At 61.3% G+C, this 18,905-nt stretch carries 15 protein-coding genes; 8 read left to right on the top strand and 7 right to left on the bottom strand.

The annotated features are described in order from the left end of the window. The first annotated feature begins 58 nt into the window (after positions 1–58). Both B3N48_RS17950 and B3N48_RS17945 read left to right on the top strand, forming a co-directional pair. Positions 59–1,108 (top strand): Gfo/Idh/MocA family protein, encoded by a 1,050-nt coding sequence (locus tag B3N48_RS17950; RefSeq protein WP_296185973.1) that lies wholly within the window; start codon positions 59–61, stop codon positions 1,106–1,108. A 140-nt stretch (positions 1,109–1,248) separates the two neighbouring features. After that, the gene (locus B3N48_RS17945) at positions 1,249–2,445 is read left to right on the top strand and encodes a GAF domain-containing sensor histidine kinase (RefSeq protein ID WP_296185972.1); all 1,197 of its coding nucleotides are present in this window, start codon (positions 1,249–1,251) and stop codon (positions 2,443–2,445) included. Positions 2,446–2,469: 24 nt separating this feature from the next. On the opposite strand, the gene B3N48_RS17940 is transcribed toward B3N48_RS17945, so the two are convergent. Beyond that, positions 2,470–3,369 (bottom strand): LysR substrate-binding domain-containing protein, encoded by a 900-nt coding sequence (locus B3N48_RS17940; RefSeq protein ID WP_296185971.1) that lies wholly within the window; start codon positions 3,367–3,369, stop codon positions 2,470–2,472. A 117-nt stretch (positions 3,370–3,486) separates the two neighbouring features. Here B3N48_RS17940 and metC point away from each other — a divergent pair, with 117 nt between their 5' ends. The 4 genes from metC (at position 3,487) to B3N48_RS17920 (ending at position 6,975) form a co-directional block, all read left to right on the top strand. Continuing rightward, positions 3,487–4,638, top strand: coding sequence for a cystathionine beta-lyase (gene metC, locus B3N48_RS17935; RefSeq protein ID WP_296185969.1), 1,152 nt, complete (start codon positions 3,487–3,489; stop codon positions 4,636–4,638). 103 nt (positions 4,639–4,741) lie between these two features. Next, positions 4,742–5,566 (top strand): transporter substrate-binding domain-containing protein, encoded by an 825-nt coding sequence (locus B3N48_RS17930; RefSeq protein ID WP_296185966.1) that lies wholly within the window; start codon positions 4,742–4,744, stop codon positions 5,564–5,566. A 3-nt stretch (positions 5,567–5,569) separates the two neighbouring features. After that, the gene (locus B3N48_RS17925; RefSeq protein WP_296185964.1) at positions 5,570–6,220 is read left to right on the top strand and encodes an amino acid ABC transporter permease; all 651 of its coding nucleotides are present in this window, start codon (positions 5,570–5,572) and stop codon (positions 6,218–6,220) included. Then, complete coding sequence (locus B3N48_RS17920) at positions 6,217–6,975, top strand: amino acid ABC transporter ATP-binding protein (protein ID WP_296185963.1); 759 nt, start codon at positions 6,217–6,219, stop codon at positions 6,973–6,975. The genes B3N48_RS17925 and B3N48_RS17920 overlap by 4 nt, the downstream gene beginning before the upstream one ends. Before the next feature lie 70 nt (positions 6,976–7,045). Here the strand turns inward: B3N48_RS17920 and B3N48_RS17915 are convergent, their stop codons facing one another. The 3 genes from B3N48_RS17915 to B3N48_RS17905 form a co-directional block, all read right to left on the bottom strand. Next, complete coding sequence (locus B3N48_RS17915) at positions 7,046–8,923, bottom strand: CocE/NonD family hydrolase (protein WP_296185962.1); 1,878 nt, start codon at positions 8,921–8,923, stop codon at positions 7,046–7,048. Between the two features lie 90 nt (positions 8,924–9,013). Continuing rightward, positions 9,014–10,459, bottom strand: a complete 1,446-nt coding sequence (locus B3N48_RS17910; protein WP_296185960.1) for a YfcC family protein — start codon at positions 10,457–10,459, stop codon at positions 9,014–9,016. Positions 10,460–10,747: 288 nt separating this feature from the next. Next, complete coding sequence (locus B3N48_RS17905) at positions 10,748–11,680, bottom strand: LysR family transcriptional regulator (RefSeq protein WP_296185959.1); 933 nt, start codon at positions 11,678–11,680, stop codon at positions 10,748–10,750. 227 nt (positions 11,681–11,907) lie between these two features. On the opposite strand from B3N48_RS17905, the gene B3N48_RS17900 reads away from it, so the two are divergent. Next, on the top strand, positions 11,908–13,134 hold the full coding sequence (locus B3N48_RS17900) for an OprD family porin (protein WP_296185957.1): 1,227 nt from the start codon (positions 11,908–11,910) through the stop codon (positions 13,132–13,134). Positions 13,135–13,216: 82 nt separating this feature from the next. Here B3N48_RS17900 and B3N48_RS17895 read toward each other — a convergent pair whose 3' ends face one another. Further along, positions 13,217–14,722 carry an aspartate/glutamate racemase family protein gene (locus B3N48_RS17895; protein WP_414704252.1) on the bottom strand — a complete coding sequence of 502 codons (1,506 nt, stop codon included), beginning with the start codon at positions 14,720–14,722 and terminating at the stop codon, positions 13,217–13,219. Between the two features lie 207 nt (positions 14,723–14,929). Here B3N48_RS17895 and B3N48_RS17890 point away from each other — a divergent pair, with 207 nt between their 5' ends. Beyond that, a complete protein-coding gene (locus B3N48_RS17890; protein ID WP_296185955.1) occupies positions 14,930–15,850 on the top strand; it encodes a LysR substrate-binding domain-containing protein in 921 nt (306 codons plus the stop codon). Positions 15,851–15,975: 125 nt separating this feature from the next. Here B3N48_RS17890 and B3N48_RS17885 read toward each other — a convergent pair whose 3' ends face one another. Further along, positions 15,976–17,103 carry a metallophosphoesterase gene (locus B3N48_RS17885; protein ID WP_296185954.1) on the bottom strand — a complete coding sequence of 376 codons (1,128 nt, stop codon included), beginning with the start codon at positions 17,101–17,103 and terminating at the stop codon, positions 15,976–15,978. A 257-nt stretch (positions 17,104–17,360) separates the two neighbouring features. Next, positions 17,361–18,740, bottom strand: coding sequence for an NAD-dependent succinate-semialdehyde dehydrogenase (locus B3N48_RS17880; RefSeq protein WP_296185952.1), 1,380 nt, complete (start codon positions 18,738–18,740; stop codon positions 17,361–17,363). Positions 18,741–18,905 lie beyond the last annotated feature (165 nt).

Genomic DNA, 18,905 nt, shown 5'->3' with positions numbered 1-18,905 from the left:
ATGAAACCCGCGCGGTGGCGTAGCGTGAATCCGACAGACACAGTCAAAGGAGTCATTCATGTCACGGGAACTCAAGGTCGGCATCATCGGCGTTAACCTGAGCGGAGGATGGGCGGGTGAGGCGCATGTCCCCGCCGTCCGTGCGGTCGATGGCATGCAATTGCATGCGTTGGCGACGCGGGATCAACGCACGGCAGACGCAGCCGCCAGCGCGTTCGGCGTTGCCAAAGGTTATGGCAGCGGGCAGGCACTGATCGACGATCCAGAGATCGACATCGTGACAGTGGCCACCCGCGTGCCCGATCACCATGCGCTGTTACTTGCGGCGATCGCTGCCGGCAAGCACGTCTACAGCGAATGGCCCCTGGGCCTGAGCGCTCAACAAGCGCGCCAGATCGCTGACGCTGCGCGTGTGGCGGGGGTCAAACATGCGATCGGCCTGCAACTGCGTGGCAGTCGAGCGGTGCAATACGCGCAACAGTGCCTGGCGCAAGGCGCGATCGGTCGGGTGCTGAGCGTCAGAGCCTATTCCTCCACGGCGGGATTTGGGCCGCAGGTACCGCCTCTATTTGCGTACCTGGAAGACCCGAATAATTTCGCCAATCTGGTGACGATTCAGGGCGCCCACACCCTCGATCTGGTCGTGGCGCTCGGCGGGGCGCCAACGTCCCTCTCGGCACTCACCTCGCGCCAGTATCCCCACCTGCAGCTTGGCGAACCGCCCCAGCCCGTTGAGCGCCGCACCTTCGACCATCTGTTGGTGCAAGGCCGGCTGGCCTGCGGCGTGCCGTTTTCCGTCGAAGTGGCCGGAGGACGCCAACAGGGCACGCCGTTTTACCTCGACATTGTCGGCGAGCGCGGCACCCTTCGCCTGGACGGTGGGGCGCTGCGCGGCTTGCAAGCCGGACGGGTGGGTGTGCTGCGCGACGGCGCGCGCGCACCCATCGACGAAGGTTCACTGGCTGCGTTGTCGGACAGTGCGGTGAACGTGGCGGGCCTCTACAGCGCACTCCGGGATGACATCCGAACAGGGTCCTCCAAGGTTCTTGGTTTCGATCACGCCGTGCGCCTCACCCAACTGATTGAGCAGGTGCTGGCCAAGGCCTAGGGGTTATCGCTTGCCTATGGCGGGGTGTCTTACAAGGACGGGTTGACGCTTCCAGCCGCAGACGATGCGCATCGTGCTAACCTTTGTTTCCTCGCGCTACCTAGCACCTTTGCTCAATTTCTTTGAGGATCCATGGGCTGATGACCAGGACGGACTTTTCTGCCGACCTCCACGCCGTGCACTCGATCGATGCGGTCCCGACGATCTTGAAGCTGGTCAAGCATCTGACCGGAATGCGCTTCGCCGCCGTGGCCAGGGTCACCGACACGCATTGGGTGGCGTGCGCGGTCGATGATTCGATAGATTTTGGCTTGCAGCCGGGGAGCGAATTGACGCTGGAGTCGACGATTTGCCATGAGATCCGGCAGCACAGACGCCCGGTGATTTTTGGTCGCGCCAGCCTTCATCCCGTTTTTTCCCAGCACCACACCCCCAGGATTTATGGGCTGGAAAGCTACGTCTCCATCCCGATCATTACCGGTGACGGTCAGTTTTTCGGGACGCTGTGCGCCATCGACTCCGTACCGGCAGACGTAGAAGGCCCGGAACTGAAGCAGACGCTGACGCTTTTCGCGCAGTTGATTGCCATGAGCCTTGATTCGCAACGCGACCTGATAGCCACGAAGACCGCGCTGGATGTCGCGAATGAGCATGGACGGCTGCGCGATCAGTTTGTGGCAGTGCTCGGGCACGATTTGCGAACCCCCCTCAGCGCGATCCGGATGAGTGCCGATTTACTTGAAAGCAGGGCCACCGAAAAACCGTCGGCCAAACTCATCACGGCCATTCGAGACAGTGCCAACCGCATGGGGCTTTTGATAGAGAATGTGCTCGACTTTGCCCGAGGTCGGATGGGTGGTGGCATTCCGGTCAAACGGCAGCGGGTCGACGATCTGGCGGATGTGCTCAAACGGGCCATACGCGAGGTGGAGGTCTCTCACCCCGATGCGATTCTCGTCGATTCGCTGGCTGTGCCCGCGGGAATTTACTGTGACGCCCTTCGTCTGTCGCAGCTGCTTTCAAATCTCGTGGGCAATGCCGTGACCCATGGTGACAAAACGGCGCCTGTTCACGTCAACGCATGGAGCCAGGATGGGGAGATTTTCATCTCGGTGCTGAACCAGGGGGCTCCCATCGCGAATCAGCTATTGCCTTTCCTGTTCGAACCCTTCACCCGCTCTGAGGCTGGACTGCACGGAGAAGGCCTCGGGCTTGGGCTTTACATCGCTTCTCAGATTGCCAAAGCGCACGGTGGTACGTTGACTGTCACCTCGACCCTGGAGGCGGGGACGACGTTCACGACGAGATTCCCTGCAAACATAAAGTGGGTGCTTTGAGCGCACGCATGGCGCGTTATCGGTTCACCGGGTTTGCACACGCTTCAAATCTTTTCCCAATTGGATGCGTAACGCCGAGATCAACTTGCGCGCGTTGTCTGCCAGCGGTTTCCCTGGGCGAAATAACAGGAGACTGGTGAAGTTGACCGTCAACGAGAACGGACGAATCACCAGGCCGCGGTCGATGTAATCGACCACGGCGACGGGGTTGGCAAAACCGAAGCCCATCCCGTGCACCGCCATTTCGCAGACGGTATGGGCATAGGGCGTTTCAACTCTGATGTTCGGTCGCACGCCGTGCGGCGCGAGTGCCGCTTCGAGCCGTCGACGGCTGCTGTCTTCGGGGTTGAGCGCGATGAAATCGTGTTGGCCGAAGTCCTGGGGCGTGATGACCGACAACCGCGCCAGCGGATGATCAGGCGGCATCGCCATGACGCCCGGCGAGTCCAGAAATGGCGAATGTTCGAGGCCCATCACCGGCATTTCGTCAGCCATCAGGCCAAAATCGCATTGGCCGGAAGACACCTCCTGATGCACCTCCCTGGAGCTCAGCACCCGAAGCGACACCCGCATGTCACGCGCTGCCAAATCGAATGTTGAAAGGGCTCTGGGCATGAAGGCATTCCCGAGGGCGGGGTGCACGGCAATGGCCAGACGATCGGTGCCGAACTGCTTCAGGCTCTTGATCCGGTGTTCGATGGCGTCCATCCCGGTGAACAGTTTGTCGACGTCCACCATCAAGGCGTGAGCTTCTTGCGTCGGCACCAGCCGGCCACGAATGCGATGAAAAAAAGCCAGTCCTGCCGAGGTTTCCAGTTTGCGAATGGCCTGGCTGACAGCCGGCTGGGAGATCCCGAGCATGCTGGCGGCCTTGCTGGTGCTGCCGGCGTTCATCACCACTCGAAAAATTTCAATCTCGCGCACACCCATCACTGCGACCTATAACCGTTGCTTATCGAGTTAATAATTCTACGTGTAGCCGCGATGCAGGGTCTATTGAACAATGCGCCTCACTGTTCATGACTCAAAAGGCGCATCCAGATGAAAGTGGTAGACCCTGCCGGCAGTCCCTATGCCAGTCTCTCGCCCGGTGTGTGGCGCGGTTCGACGGTGGTGTTTGATTCGTTCGAAGACTTCGTCAGCCGCAAGAGCCGCCAACCCGACGGCTACAGCTATGGCATCACGGGCACCCCGACTTCGCGCGCGCTGGAGCGTCAGGTCGCTGACCTTGAAGGTGCTCGCCATTGCGTGATCATGCCCACCGGGGCCTCGGCGCTGATCACCACGGTGATGGCCTTCGTTCGTGCAGGCGACCATCTGCTGATCTCGGACTCCTGCTACGGCTCCCTCAAGACCTTCGGCCGCCAATGGTTGGCGCAACTGGGGGTCGACGTTGAGTTCTATCCGCCGACGCTGGACGCCGGGATCGAAGCGCTGATCCGCCCGACGACCCGCATGATCTGCATGGAGGCGCCAGGGACGGTGACGATGGAGATGCAAGACATTGGCGCCATCACCGCCATCGCTAGGAAGCATGGCGTACTGACCATGATGGACAACACCTGGGCGAGCCCGCTGTACTTCAAGGCCATCGAGCACGGTGTGGATTTCGTCGTGCAGGCGGCGACCAAATACTTTGGCGGCCATTCCGACCTGCTGATGGGCACCGTCAGTCTCAATGATCCGGACCGCTACGCCACGCTGCGGGAAACCCAAAGCATCTTTGGTCAGGCCACCAGTCCCGAGGATTGCTTCCTGGTCCAGCGCGGGCTGCAGACCTTCGAGCTTCGATTACGCGAGCAGAGCCGCAAGGCATTGGCCGTGGCGCGGTGGCTGGAGGCTCAGCCTCAGGTACGACAGGTGCTGTTCCCTGCGCTGGAAAGCGATCCGGGTCACGCCCTGTGGAAGCGTCAGTTCGAAGGTAGCGGTTGCCTGCTCTCGATCATCCTGGAACCGTCCGACGCTGAACGTGCGTTCGGCGCATTTTTCAATGCCTTGCAGCTGTTCCCGATTGGCGCGAGTTGGGGCGGGACCCACAGTCTGATCGCTTACTACCCGGCGTCACAGCAACAGGCGCGGGCATTTTCGCCAACGGATCAACCCATCGTGCGGATCTCTATCGGCCTTGAGGACGAATCGCTGCTGATCGCCGATCTGGCCCAGGCATTGGCGGCCTACGCCCGAGCCCGTTGACAACGTGGCACGCCGCGCGTCAGACGCGGTGGCCCGAGAAGATTTTGCTGCCGTTACTACCGCGACCACCGAGGCCGCACACTCACACTGAGGATGGATAACAATGAAACAGAACGGCATTCGTTTCGCATTGGCAATGATCGTGTCTTTTGGCATTGGCTCGGTTGCACTGGCTGAGGAATCCTTGCAGACCCTGCGCGACCGTGGGGTGATTCGCATCGCCAATACCCAGGCCAGCCCACCCTGGAGTTATCTTGGACAAGACAATCAACCCGCCGGGTATGACGTGGCCATCGCCAAGGAGCTTGCCAAGCGCATTGGCGTCGCCAAGGTCGAGTTCATCGCTGACAGTTTCAAAAGCTTTGTCGAGGGGTTGAAGGCCGACAAATACGATCTGGTCATGAACGACCTCACCCCCACCGATGAGCGCAGGAAACAGGTGGACTTCGCCAGTCCCTACGGCGTCGAGGAGTTTTACATCTTCGTTCGCAACGACAATGAGCAGGTTCACAGCATCAAGGACATGCCGGGGCATTCCATCGGCGTGACGTCGGGCACGAGCAATGAATCCTGGGCCCGCAAGCACATGACCAGCTCCGATATCCACGCGTATGAGAACGGCGGCCTGGTGTTCAACGACTTGGCCATCGGGCGCGTCGAGGCGGTGCTGTCCTCGCTGTTCGGCGGCGAAAAGTACCGCAAGGTCAACCAGTTGCCGATCAAGGCAGTGGGCGAGCCGCTGACGTATCAGTTGTCTGCGCCTGCCATGGCGAAGGGCAGGGACAGCCTGCGCGATGCGGTCAGCCAGGCCATTGATTCGATGATTGCCGATGGCACGGTGGATGCGGTCGCCAGGGAATGGATCGGCCCTGACTATCACATGACCCGTGGCATCCAGGCTGCCCTCGCTGAACTGGCCGAGGAGTAGGCCATGTGGGATCTCTTTCTACGCGCCTTGCCGCTGCTGCAAAAAGCGATCGTGATGACATTGGGCCTCGGGCTGGGCGCGTTTGTCCTGGGCACCTGCCTTGGTTTGATGATCGCCCTGATGCGGATTTCGGCGGTGCGCCCGTTGCGCATGCTCGCCTTCAGCTACGTGTCGATTTTTCGCGGAACGCCGCTGCTGGTGCAGATTCTGTTGATCTACTTCGGGCTGCCCCATTACGGCATCGTCATGACGCCGATCCCTTCGGCGCTGCTGGCCCTGACCTTGTTTTCGGCCGCCTACCTGAGCGAAACCTTCCGCGCAGGCATCAGTGCAGTGGACAGCGGCCAGTGGGAGGCCGCCCATTCAATGAGCATGGGTTACTGGACATGTCTTCGACGCATCATCATTCCTCAAGCGTTCCGCATCGCGTTGCCGACGATGGGAAGCAGGCTGATCGCGTTGATCAAAGACACCTCGCTCGCGTCCACAATCACGGTCATGGAAATGACCCGCGTGGCTGAACAGATCGGTGCGTCCACTTTCCGTTACATGGAAATGTTCCTGATGGTGGGGGCGATGTATTGGCTGATCAATCAGGTGTTGACCATTCTGCAAACCTGGCTGGAAGGCCGCTGGACGAGGCATATGCGATGAACACGAGCAGCGTGCGAGTGAGGGGCCTGAAAAAGTCCTTCGGTGATCTGGCGGTACTCAAAGATGTAGACCTTGAAGTCCAGGCGGGACAGGTGGTGGTCATTCTCGGGCCTTCGGGTTCGGGGAAGACCACCCTGCTGCGTTCCTTGAACCTGCTGGAGACCCCGGATGCAGGCACGTTGGAGGTCTGCGGGCATCGGATCGACATTCCCAGTCACGGGCGGTTCGACCGGGCAACGCGCAAGCAGGTTGCGCTGCTGCGGCAGAAAACCGCGATGGTGTTTCAGTCGTTCAATCTGTTCCCCCACATGACCGCCCTGGAAAACGTCATCGAAGGCCTGATCAGCGTGAAGAAAGTCCCAAGAGCGCAAGCTGCCGAACGCGGACGTCAGCTGTTGGCTCAGGTGGGCCTCGCTGAGAAAGCCGACAGTTACCCTGCCAAGTTGTCCGGTGGACAGAAGCAGCGGGTTGCCGTCGCCCGCGGGTTGTCCATGGACCCCGAGGTGATCTTCTTCGATGAGCCGACCTCGGCTCTCGACCCTGAACTGCGTGACGAGGTCCTGAGCGTCATGCGTGAGCTGGCGAACAGCGGCATGACCATGCTCGTGGTCACCCATGAGCTGCGTTTCGCCCGGGAAGCGGCAGACCGCGTGGTGTTCATGGAGAACGGTCGGGTGGTCAAGGATTGCCCCACCGAGGTCTTTTTCGGTGCCGACAGCGGCGAACGCATTCAGCAATTCCTGCGGCGGTATTGATTGCCGTGGCGCTTGTTCAGCCATTCACAGGGCGCGCAGCAAACGCATGACCTGACGACCACTCGTGCACTCAGCGATCTTGCGTCGCCTCAGTCTGGTCCAGCACCCGCAGCACGATTCGTGACGGGTGCAGGGCGCCCATGTGCACGGTGTTGGTCGCGATACGCTTGTTGAACGCTTGCCCCTCGGGCTCGCCGCTGTTGGGGTTGACGTCGAAATGTGGAAAGTTGCTACTGGCAATGTCCACGCGCAGGCGGTGGCCCCGTTTGAACAGATTGCATGTGGCGAACGGCTCGAGGGTGATGGGAAAGCGTTCGCCAGGTGTGAGCAGTGTCGGTGCGTCCCAGGCCTGCCGGTATCGACAGCGAAAGATGCCGTCGGTGATGTTCATGGCGTATCCCTGCGGGTAGTCATCGCTCGGCGGGTAGACGTCGACCAGCTTGGCGGTGAAGTCGGTGTCCGGCCCGTCGCTTTCGACCCAAAGCTCGACACGTATCGGCCCGGCCACCACCAGGTCATGCGGCAAAGGGGGCGTCTGGAAGGTCAGCACGTCATCCCGGGACGACAGTGCACGACCATCGCCGTTGGCGCCAAAGAAGTCTGCGGTTTCCCGCTGATCGAACGCGCCGCCCGCGAAAATCGGCGCGCCGGATGTCAACGCACCGCCAAGGGTCGGAACGGGGTGATCCGGGTCACTCTGATAGCTCAGCGATGCCTGCGCAACGGTGGGGGCGTCGACGCTCAGCTCCCCCTGAGGGTGCAGATAGAGCGCCATTTCGCGGCTCTCAGGCAAAGGCCATTGCGCGGCATTCAGCCAGCGACCGCCATGCTCCAGACGGCCGTTGGCGTCGCGCCGTCCAGTGCCTGTGCCCATGAGAAAAACCGCCACGCCAAGCGCTTCACAGTCCGTATTGGCGTGGGGCTTGAGGTGTTGCTCGAACCATTGCAGACGGTACGCGAGCCAGTCGGGCGCCAGTTGGCCGTCGAACGCCGCCTCCGGGCCGAATTCCGCGTCGCCGCTGTGAGTGATGTTGCGATCACCGTGCAGCCAGGGGCCCATGATCAGCCGTTGAGGCGCCTTCCTGCCCTGACGGAACGCTTGATAATTGGCCAGCGTGGAGCTGACGTAAGCGTCGTACCAACTGGACATGAACAGCACCGGAATATCCGGGATGGCCTCGAACCACGCCTCGGCGCAGATGCCCAGTTGCTGCCAGTAGCGGTCGTACCGTCCCCGCGACCATTGATCCAGCAGGTAGGCCTCATACTCCGGCAGATGCCTGAGGGGGGAGTGCCCAGGGCGCCACGGCATGCGCCTGAACCAGTGGTGGATGTCTTCGCTTTCCAGCGCTTGGCGCAGCACAGGGTCGGCTTTCGCCGCAGGGCTTTCCTTGGCCCGGCGGAAGGCCCAGGTCGCCTGTTTGAGTTCGAACGCGCCGCCTTGGCGGACGCCGCAGTGGAAGGCGTTATGAAAGCCTCCCGAGTCGAGCACCATCGTGGTCAAACCGGGTGGGTTCAGGCACGCCATGGCCAGTTGCGTATGCGCGGCATACGAAAGCCCCATGCTGCCGACACGCCCGTTGCACCAGCCCTGGCCCGTGATCCAGGCCAGGGTATCGAAACCGTCCTCGGCCTCGTTGATGTATTTGGTGAACACGCCCTCGGAGCCGTAGCGTCCTCGGCAATCCTGGAACACGACCGCAAAGCCTGCCTGGGTGAAGGCTGCCGCCATCTCCTCGCGCGAGAGGTGATGGCCGTCGAGACGGACCTCGGAGCGCGAGGCCATGCTTTTGTTGTAAGGCGTACGTTCGATCACCACCGGCAGCGGGCCCTGAGCGTCGGCCGGCAGGTAAACGTCGGTGGCCAGATGAATGCCGTCTCGCATGGGCACGGCAATGTCACGCGTGATGTGCAGCTGAGGTGAAGAACGGTCGGAAAACGTATTCATGCAAGGACCTTGTGGACGCAGGTTCCCCGTCTGATGCAGGGACGTCGCGCCAGAAAAAATGAATGACAGGGTCGAACTCAGGGTGTGGCGTCAGTAGCCGATGACCACGGCAGTGATCAGCAGCGCGATGGAGATCGCGGCGAACACCAGCAGCAACGGAAGGATGAAGCGCGCCCATGCACCCCAGCCCACCTGGGCAGCGGCGAGTAGCACCAGCAAACCGCTTGAGGTGGGACTGATCATATTGGTCAGGCCGTGCCCCAGCAGAAAGGCATAGACACTGGTCTGCGGCGAGACACCGGACAGTTGGGCCAGCGGCCCGAAAATCGGCATGGTGACGGCGGCTTGACCCGAGGTCGAGGGAATCAGCAGTTCCAATAGCAGCTGACTGAAGAACATGCCCAGTGCCGAGAGAATCGGTCCGTGACTGCCCATCAAATGGGCCAGTCCATCGACGATGGTGTCAAGCACGTCGCCGGTCGACAGAACGATCTGCACCGCCGTCGCCAGCCCGATCATGACCCCTGCAATCAGCACCTTTTGCATGCCTTCAATGAACGCGGCACAGCCTTCGCTGGCGCCCAGCCCTGCGACCGTCGCAAACAGCACGCTCAAGGCCAGGTAATAAGCCGAGAGGGCGGTGTAATGCCAATGCCAGGTGTTGGAGGCGTAAATCAGAAAACCGATACCCACACCCAGGAGCACGATGTTGAGGCTATGACGAAAGGACAAACGCTGACTGTCGAATTGAAGCGCTACCGCCCGATCGAAACCGAATCGGCGCAGCACCGTGAACATGAACGCGATGCCCACCGGCAGCATGATGACGTACGCGGCCACGCGCATGCTCATCCCGCTGAACACTGGCAGGCCCACAATCGGTTGCGCCACGGACAACGCGACGGGGCTTGAAATCGAGGCCAGATAGCCGATCTTCAGCGGCACCACCACTAGCGCCAGTCCGACGATGTTCGGCAACCCCATGCGGTTGGCCAGGGCCACCATCAACGGCACGATAACGATGTACTCCTTGGCCATGCCCATGAATGTGCTTCCGGCTGAAAACGCCAGCATCAGGCAGGGCACCAGCACATAAACGTTGCCACGGGTCACCCCCAACAGCCGCTCAAGCCCGGCATTGATGGCGCCGGCGCGATTGAGAACACCCAACATGCCGCCGGTGAACAGCACCATGAAAATCAGGCCGACGCTTTTCTCGATCCCTTGCGGAATCGCCATGAACGCTTCAGTCAGGCTGACCGGTTGCGCATGAGTATCGTCGGGTGTGCGCACCGGCACGGAAAACAGCTGGGTGAGCGACGCGTCTTTCTCCAGGGTCTTGTACGAGCCGGGCACGACGATGATGCCGTGACGTTGATACTCGCCCGAACGCACGACGTAAGTCATCGCCATGGCCAGGAAAACGATGACCAGCAGGATGACAGCGGGGTTAGTTTGCCGCCGTGCGCGGGGTGTGGACACGGCGCCGGAGGCGGGCGTATCGATAGGCAGGGTAGGTTTCAGGGTTTCGTTCATGTGAAAGGGCTCTGCAAATGTTTGATTCAGGTCGAGCGAAGGCGCGGAGGGCGGCTTGCGCGGTTCAACGGCAGACAAACAAAAGGGCGCGGGATAACCGTCGCTCAGGAGCACCGGGTGTCATTACAGGGAAGCGATCGAAGGGCGACATGACAGGCTCTCGTTTTTGTTTTTCGGGTGTCCGGGCCTTTCCGTTGCATGGGGGCGGGCGGCGAACGACACCGAACTTATGACAAGCTCCGAAAGCGCACAACGTTATGCGTAAAGCGGATAACGCTATTCACTTCGTCACTTCTCTGCAGCCTGATCGCGGGTGTTTTCGAACACATGAGCGGCCCGAGCAAGCTCCTCGCGCAGGTACTCGGCAAAGCTTTCCAGTGCGCGGGAGCGTGGCTGCCCATGCCGGGCAATCAAGCCGAAGGCGTGGGGCAGGCGGGGTCTGAACGGGCGCGTGATGATGGGCAGATCGCTGAACAGGCTGACCAGAAAGGCGTTGACGATAGACACCCCGACCCCTTCGGCCACGAACGCACAGGCCGCACTCACCGAATGCACTTCGACCCGTACTTGCGGCGCCACGCGAGCTCCGCGCAACAGCAGATCGAGTTCCGCCCGTAACGCGCGCTGACGTCCCAGCATGACCAGGGGCACGCCGCGCAGATCCGTGATGTCGACCACCGCTTTGTGCGACAGCGGATGCCCCGGCGGCATGACGCAGACACCCTCGGCCTCCAGCAGCGGGGTGATATCCAGTCCCTCGTTTTCGGTGGGCAAACGCACCAGCGCCAGGTCCGCCGCGCGATCCAGCACGGCGCGTTCCAGGTACGCATTGGAGCCGATGAGTAACTCGATCACGATGTCCTCACGGTCGCGCAGGTAGGCGGCGACCAGTCGAGGGATCAGGGCTTGGGTCATGCTCGGGGGCACGCCGAGTTTGAGCAGCGTCTTGCTGGAACGACCCAGTCGCAGGTCGTCAGCCCGGCGTTGAATGCGCTGCATGCCGTCGAGCAAACCGCTGATGTCGGCGAGCAATTCATCGGCTTCCGGCGTAGCGGTCAGACGGCCGTTTCGACGCAAGAACAGCGCGACGCCCAGGCTTTCCTCCAGCTGTCCCAACAAGCGACTGACGGCGGACTGCGACACGTCCATGCGCGCCGCTGCGCCAATGGTCGAGCCGGTTTCCATGATGGCTTTGAAGGCTTCCAACTGTTTGAAATTCATCGACTTTCCTGGCCTAGAAACGCACATTCGTGTTGCCTGAAACGGCCTTTCACGCATAGCCCCATGCGCCTTGCGCATAACGTTGTAAGGGGGCACAGCAGCCGCTAGTGTCCGCCGCAAAGCCACCTGGCGTCCAGTGATCACACCGGCACGAGATCAGGGTCTTGAGTGCCTGCGGGCGTCTTTTTCGCTGCCATAAAACCAACAACTCCGATGAGGACAGCGTGATGCGAAAACTGTTTGTGACTTCTTTGGTTTCTTGCGCCGGCCTGGCCTCGACCAGCGCCATGGAGGCGCGAGCCGACGGCTTCATTGCCGACAGCCACGGCTCACTGGAACTGCGCAATTACTACTTCAACGATGGCTATCGCGATGGCGACGAAGACCGCAAGGAATGGGCGCAGGGGTTTCTGCTCGACCTGCAATCCGGATTCACACCCGGCACCGTCGGTTTCGGCCTGGATGCGCTCGGGCTAATGGGAGTCAAGCTCGATTCGAGCCCGGCCCATGCCGACACCGGCCTGTTGCCCGTGCATGACAACGGGCATGCCGCCGATGAGTTTTCGTCCCTGGGCCTGACGGCAAAGATGCGTGTCGGCGATGCGGTGATCAAAAGCGGCACCTTGCTCACCCGCATTCCGGTGCTGGTGTACAACGACGGCCGGCTCGTGCCGCAAACCTTCCGCGGTACTCAAATCGAATACACCGGCCTACCCAATCTGTATCTGCACGCGGGCCACATCGACAAGAACAAAACCCGTAATTCCACGGACAGCGTCGACCTGACGCCGTCTGGCTACCGCGGCAATGACGGCACCGATTTCGACTTCAGCGGCGCCACCTACGCAATCAATCCCAACCTGAGCTTGACGGGCTACTACGGCGAAATGCGCGACTTTTATCGCCAGGGGTTTCTTGGCGTGGTCCACAAATGGCGGGTAGGCGGCGGCAGCCTTACCAGTGATCTGCGTTATTTCAACAGCGCGGATGCCGGCCGTGCCTATAACGGCAAGGTCGATGCCGACATGATCAGCGGCCTGTTCACCTACCGATTCGGGGGTCACGCCTTGGGCTTCGGTTATCAGAAACTGTTCGGCGACAGCGCCTTGCCCTATGTCAATGGCGGCTCGGTCTATTCCTTCAGCAATGCCAGTATCGGCAAGTTCATTCAGGCTGGGGAAAAGACCTGGATGGCGCGTTATGACTATGACTTCGCTGCCCTCGGACTTCCCGGATTGAGCCTCATGACCCGCTACTACAAAGGCGATCATGGTGCGTACAAGGCGATCGAAGCGCGGGAGCATGAAACCAACACCAGCCTCAAATACGTGGTGCAAGGTGGCACGTTCAAAGGGCTGGGCACCCAATTGAGCCACGCGATTTCCCGCTCGACTTACTCGGACGACCGCGACAATTATCGTATCTACCTGACCTATGAAATAGCCTTGTGGTGAGACGGCGCCGGCAGCGGCTTGCTGCCTGCCCGATCGTCGGTGGATGGACGCCCTGGCATCAGGGCCGCCCACGTGGCGGCGGTCAGCCCGGCCGAGTAGGGTCGCAAGCCGTGCCCGACTGGATGCCTGGCACCCGCGATATGCAGCTCAGGGCAAGCAGGGTGGTCGGGTCCACCAGTGCCACGGTGTGGCCGTTGAGATTGAATTGCGGGTCGTGTTCCAGCACCAGCGGCAGTTCGGTGCAGCCGAGGATCAGAACGCGGGCACCGACTTCACAAAGATGCTCTGCGGCCAGCAGCAACTGTGTTTTGCACAGTCCGTCGGTGAACCCGGCTTTGATCCCGCGCTCGCCATAAATAGCCTCCATCACCAGGTGTTGATAGTCCGGTCGCGGCACGATGATCTGCACCCCGAAATCCCCGGCCACCGCTTGGTACACCTGACTGTGGACCGTACCGGACGTTGCGAGCAGTCCGACTGTCGCGCTCCTGCCGTGGGTCTTGACGATCCACTCGAGGGTTTGGGTCAGCATGTTCACAATCGGAATGTGCAGGTGAGGCTGGATCCGCGCCACGAAGGCGTGGGCGGTGTTGCAGGGAATGGCGATGGCCTCGGCTCCGGCGCTTTCCAGGCGTTTACAGGTGGCGAACAGGGCCAGGGTCGGGTCTGTCTCACCGTGCAGCAGGTGGGCCGTGCGATCAGGAATCTGCGGGTTCTGCTCGACCACCATCTTGATGTGTTGCTGATCCCTGGTGGCCGGCGTATGCCGGACGACTTTCCCGATGAAGTCGACCGTGGCCGCCGGCCCGACACCGCCGACAATCCCCAGTTTGAAAGGCGGGCGGTTGACCGGGCCCCGGTCCCGCGTCGCAGCATTCGCGTACAGCGCGTTGGCATCCAGCAGCGCCACGCCGCGCCACTGCAGCGCCGAGCACACCAGCGACAGTTCCGTCATGCCTGGCACGACGAGGGTCGCGCCCCGGGATTGCAAGGACAGGCCCACCCGATACACCGCCTCGACCGCAGCCCCTTCGAGCTGCCCATGCTTGATGCCATCGGCCTCGTACACCGCGTGCATGAGCGACGTTTGTTCGTCTGCGCTCGGGTAAACGAGGTTTAAGCGGTCGGCGAGGTGTTTTTCAAACAGACCCGAGTGACGGACGAAGTCAGAGGCCATGACACCCAGGGTCGTGCCAGACGCCACGGTCTGCTCGAGATGCCGGCTCAACGCATCCATCAAGTCCAACACAGGAATAGCCAGCTCCTGCTGGATTTCGTCCCGAAACGTGTGGCTGGCGAAGCAGGGCAGCAGTACCACATCGACGCCACTGCGTTCGAAGGTTTTGCACACATCAAAGACGTAAAACTTGCGGGAGGTCATGCTCGCGCCTTGCTCCAGCGGCAGGGACAAACCGCTGAAAGGGTGTTGTTCGAACAAGAAGTGAAAGCGCTCCTGATCTTCGAGCACGGCCTGGGACTTGAGCAATTTGTGAAACAAATCGCCGCCAGCGAGAGACCCCAGACCGCCCACGATGCCGACCTTGCATACCATTGAGTGACTATTGGCGGATGTAGACGCACGCTTCATGACAATTCTCGGATTGAAGGAGTGACGCAAGTGAGGGAACAGATGACGTTCGCGACATCATTGTGTGCAGCCATTCTAGGGAGGCGCCCCTTCAGTCGTGATGAGTTATCCCGATTGGCCGATGCGATTTTGGAATAGTTTCAGCGAGCGGCCCTGCGCGGCAGGCAGACCGCATTAGACTGCGCACTGCTGGCATGAGGGCTTGTTATGCAAATCAAGTGGCTGGACGATCTTCTGGCAATCGCCGAATGGCAGAACTTCTCCCGGGCGGCGGAAATCAGGTGCGTCACGCAATCAGCGCTGTCTCGTCGAATCCGCTCACTCGAAGAATGGGCCGGCGTCGAGCTGGTCGATCGCGGCACCTACCCGGTGCAACTGACGTCCGCAGGTAAAAGGTTCAGCGAGGAGGGTCGCGAAGCCCTCGCCGGATTGCTCAGGCTGCGCGCCAGTCTCCGCGAGGTTGAGCGCATGCCGGGTCGATCCATCCAGATCACGGCAGGACACAGCCTCTCGATGACGTTCCTGCCGAAATGGCTCACACCTTTCCAGCGCCAGAACGAGCCGTTCAACACCCGTGTCGTGGCGGCAAACATTCATGACGCCGTCATCGCGCTGGAAGAAGGGAGCTGCGATCTGATGATCGTGTATCACCATCCGCTGGCACCCATCGTTCTGAATCCGGACAGATTCCATAGCCTCACCCTGGGCCACGATACGTTCATTCCATTGTGTGCGCCGGACCAGCACGGGCGGCCGCTCTTCCAGCTACCGGGTCGCGCTGGCCAACCGATCCCGTATCTCGCCTATACAGCCACTACCTTTCTGGGGCGAGTGGCCGATATCGTGATCAAGAATGGGCCTGCTGCGCCCGCACTGGAACGCTGTTACGAGGCCGACATGGCACTGCTGCTCATGCGCATGGCCATTGATGGGTATGGGGTGGCATGGCTGCCCGAAAGCGCCGCGGCCGAAGAGCTGCAGCATGGGCGATTGGTGAGGGCAGGCCCCGATGCGTGGTGCACTCGCCTCGACATCCGGTCTTACTGCTCGACCTCCAATCCAAACCCTACCATGCGGCAGTTCTGGGAGGCACTGCAGACCGCCTCCCATGGATCTGCGCGGTCTTGAGAAAGACATTCGTCGCGCTGCTCGTCGGCTGAATACAACGCGGGGCCCTTTGCCTGGCTCGAAATGGACCTGACGGACCTGCCACTGGAAAGTGAGCACGAGGTGTTCGGGTAAAGCGCAGAGGCTCAGCCCGGCGCCTGCGCCCGCCTCAATGTGATACGCGTCAGTTCCGAGGGCACCCCCAAGCGTAGGGCGAAACCGGGCCACAGCGCCGTGCCGTTGTTGACGTACAACTGCATGCCGTCGACGTCATAGAACCCTGACACAAAGCCTTCGTTGGCACGGGCGATGATCAGATCGAGCGGGCGGATCATGCCGCCGTGGGTATGCCCGGACAGTTGCAGCGCCACCCCTTGGGTCGCGGAGAAGCGCGCATTGCGAGGTTGATGGTCGAGCAGGATGATTGGCGCTTGCGCCGGCGCGCCGGCCAGTGCCTGCTTCAGGTCGGGGCCTGGCAAACCGGCGTGTGGCGCGCTCAGGTCGGTGACCCCAGCGAGTGTCAGCTGCGCGCCCCCACGCTCGATCAGCGCATGGCTGTTGTTCAGCCGAGTCATGCCCAGCGAGGCGAAGTGCTGCATCCAGGCTTCGTTGTCGAAGAAGTATTCGTGGTTGCCGGGAATCACGTACACCCCGTCTGGCGCGTGCAACGCTCGCAACGGTTCCACATCCCGAATGCGCGCGCTGACAGGGCCGTCGATCAGGTCACCAGTAATCACAATCAGGTCCGCCCCCAGTGCATTCGAGCGCTCGACCACGGCCCGCGCCCAGCGCTCGTCGAACAGGCGACTGATGTGCATGTCTGTCAGTTGCACCATCGTGTACCCGTCGAACTGCGGCGGCAGGTCTCGGATCGCCACCTCGATGTCCTTGACCGGCGGCACGCGCATCGCCTGCTGCACGCCAATGCCTGCCAGCACCAGCGCTGCCGTGCCCAGGGTGTAGCGCAACGAGGCCGGGATGGTCAGCCACTTTTGCCGCACCAGCATCGTCAGCACAGTGCCCAGATCGACCACGATCTGCAGCACCGCGATCAGCAAGATTGCGCCAAACGCCCAGTTGAAAAACACCACTGCGGCGCGGGGGAATTCCGGGGAGAACACGCTCCCCGACGAGAATTTCGCGTACAGGTGATACTGCGACGCGAGCAGCAGCACCAGCGCGGAGACCAGCCTGACCGGCAACGGCCATGGCATCGGCCAGATGAAGCGGACGATCACATACAGGCAAGGCGTGCTGAACATGAGGTGAAACATCGGAAGGCTCCCGTGACTGCGTGATCCGGACACGTGCCGCGCAAAACGCGCTGAAAGCGCCGTGACAGAGAGATTAGGATCAACCGCCGGGTGGATACGTTCAGACTTCCGTGACCACAGAGCCAGGCCGCCGCCGCACGCAGCGCCACAGTGAGCCTCTGGAGAGAAGAGAAACGGACGCGACGCCCAGGGCGCGGGTGACCGGCTGACAGGCAGCGCGGAGTGGTTCGTGGCACTCCGCGCCGTGGCACGTCACCTTACAACTGAGCGCCTGCCATCAATACGTACTTCACATGCACGTATTCCTCGATGCCGTAGTAACTGCCTTCACGGCCATAGCCGGATTGTTTGATCCCGCCGAACGGAATCGACACCGTGCCCACCGAGCCCGAGTTGAGGATGACCATGCCGGCTTCCAATTGGCGGGACAGGCGCAGCGAACGTCCCAACGCGCTGGTGTAGGCGTAGGCGACCAGGCCGAATTCGGTCTGGTTGGCGCGCTGGATCACCTCTTCTTCGGTAGAGAATGCGTACACGGCGAACACCGGCCCGAAGATTTCGTTCTTTGCCAGCGGTGAGTCGTCGGTGAGGCCGGTCAGGATGGTCGGCTCATAGAACAGTCCGCCCTTGGCGTGGGGTTTGCCGCCCAGCAGCACGTTCGCCCCGGCGGCTTTGGCCTGCTCAACCAGCGCAGCGACTTTCTCGAAGCCGGCCTTGTTGATCATCGGACCGACCACGAAGTCTTCACGCAGCCCCTGGTCGACGTCGATGGCCTGCACCGCCGCCTTCATCTTGTCCAGGAACGCATCGATGATCGTGTCCTGGACGAAGATCCGGTTCGGCGAAATGCAGACCTGACCGGAGTTGCGCAGCTTGGCACCTACCAGCCCTTTGACGGCCTCTTCGATATTGGCGTCGTCGAAGACAATGAACGGCGCATTGCCACCCAGCTCCAGGGTCATCTTCTTGATGGTCTGCGCGCACTGCGCGGCCAGGAGTTTACCGACGTTGGTGGAGCCGGTGAACGACACCTTGTGGATGCGCGGGTCTGCGGTGATGAGCTCGCCGATCTGCTTCGGATCGCCGACCACGACCTCCAGAACGCCTTCTGGAATGCCGGCCTTGCGGGCGTGTTCCAGCAATTTGAAAGCGGTCAGCGGTGTGTCTTCCGCCGGTTTGATGATCATCGTGCAGCCTGCCGCCAAGGCGGTGGCCACCTTGCGAGTAATCATCATGAACGGGAAATTCCACGGGGTGATCGCCGCCACAGGCCCGACCGGTTCCTTGGTCACGATGACCGAGGCGTTCTTGTCATGGGTGGGGATGGTGTCGCCATACACGCGCTTGGCTTCTTCGGCATACCACTCGATGAAACCCAGGCCGTAGTCGATCTCGCCACGGGCTTCGGACAGGCATTTGCCGTTTTCTTTCGACATCAGTTCGGCGAAGGCTTCCTTGTCCGCCCTGACGCTTTCAAACCAGCGGCGCAGGATGTCGCCGCGCTCCTTGGCCAGTTTGCCGGACCAGGCCGGAAAGGCTGCGCACGTGCGGTCGATGGCGGCGCTGACCGCGGCGGCATCGCTGTGCGGAACACGACCGACTTCACTGCCATCCGCAGGGTTGTAAACGACTAACATGGGCTGATCTCCAATCGTTGAACAGTGATTCAGCGCAAACGCTGAGTGCCCACGTTACGATCGAGCGCACAGCCTGCGAATGCCGTTTCGTCTCCATTCCTTGCCTAATCCAATCACCCTCGATATCGCGCCGGACCCCCTTTACAAAAACTCAACGCCCCTCGC

It is taken from the genome of Pseudomonas sp. UBA1879, assembly GCF_002338065.1.
Lineage (GTDB): Bacteria > Pseudomonadota > Gammaproteobacteria > Pseudomonadales > Pseudomonadaceae > Aquipseudomonas.
This window is presented reverse-complemented; position numbering and strand designations above follow the sequence as displayed.

Coding starts and splice junctions, on each gene's coding strand:
- B3N48_RS17920 (WP_296185963.1), top strand. CDS start 6,217: ATGAACACGAGCAGCGTGCGAGTGAGGGGCCTGAAAAAGTCCTTCGGT.
- B3N48_RS17945 (WP_296185972.1), top strand. CDS start 1,249: ATGACCAGGACGGACTTTTCTGCCGACCTCCACGCCGTGCACTCGATC.
- B3N48_RS17895 (WP_414704252.1), bottom strand. CDS start 14,722: ATGAAGCGTGCGTCTACATCCGCCAATAGTCACTCAATGGTATGCAAG.
- B3N48_RS17890 (WP_296185955.1), top strand. CDS start 14,930: ATGCAAATCAAGTGGCTGGACGATCTTCTGGCAATCGCCGAATGGCAG.
- B3N48_RS17915 (WP_296185962.1), bottom strand. CDS start 8,923: ATGAATACGTTTTCCGACCGTTCTTCACCTCAGCTGCACATCACGCGT.
- B3N48_RS17950 (WP_296185973.1), top strand. CDS start 59: ATGTCACGGGAACTCAAGGTCGGCATCATCGGCGTTAACCTGAGCGGA.
- B3N48_RS17885 (WP_296185954.1), bottom strand. CDS start 17,103: ATGTTTCACCTCATGTTCAGCACGCCTTGCCTGTATGTGATCGTCCGC.
- B3N48_RS17925 (WP_296185964.1), top strand. CDS start 5,570: ATGTGGGATCTCTTTCTACGCGCCTTGCCGCTGCTGCAAAAAGCGATC.
- B3N48_RS17910 (WP_296185960.1), bottom strand. CDS start 10,459: ATGAACGAAACCCTGAAACCTACCCTGCCTATCGATACGCCCGCCTCC.
- B3N48_RS17930 (WP_296185966.1), top strand. CDS start 4,742: ATGAAACAGAACGGCATTCGTTTCGCATTGGCAATGATCGTGTCTTTT.
- B3N48_RS17880 (WP_296185952.1), bottom strand. CDS start 18,740: ATGTTAGTCGTTTACAACCCTGCGGATGGCAGTGAAGTCGGTCGTGTT.
- metC (WP_296185969.1), top strand. CDS start 3,487: ATGAAAGTGGTAGACCCTGCCGGCAGTCCCTATGCCAGTCTCTCGCCC.
- B3N48_RS17905 (WP_296185959.1), bottom strand. CDS start 11,680: ATGAATTTCAAACAGTTGGAAGCCTTCAAAGCCATCATGGAAACCGGC.
- B3N48_RS17900 (WP_296185957.1), top strand. CDS start 11,908: ATGCGAAAACTGTTTGTGACTTCTTTGGTTTCTTGCGCCGGCCTGGCC.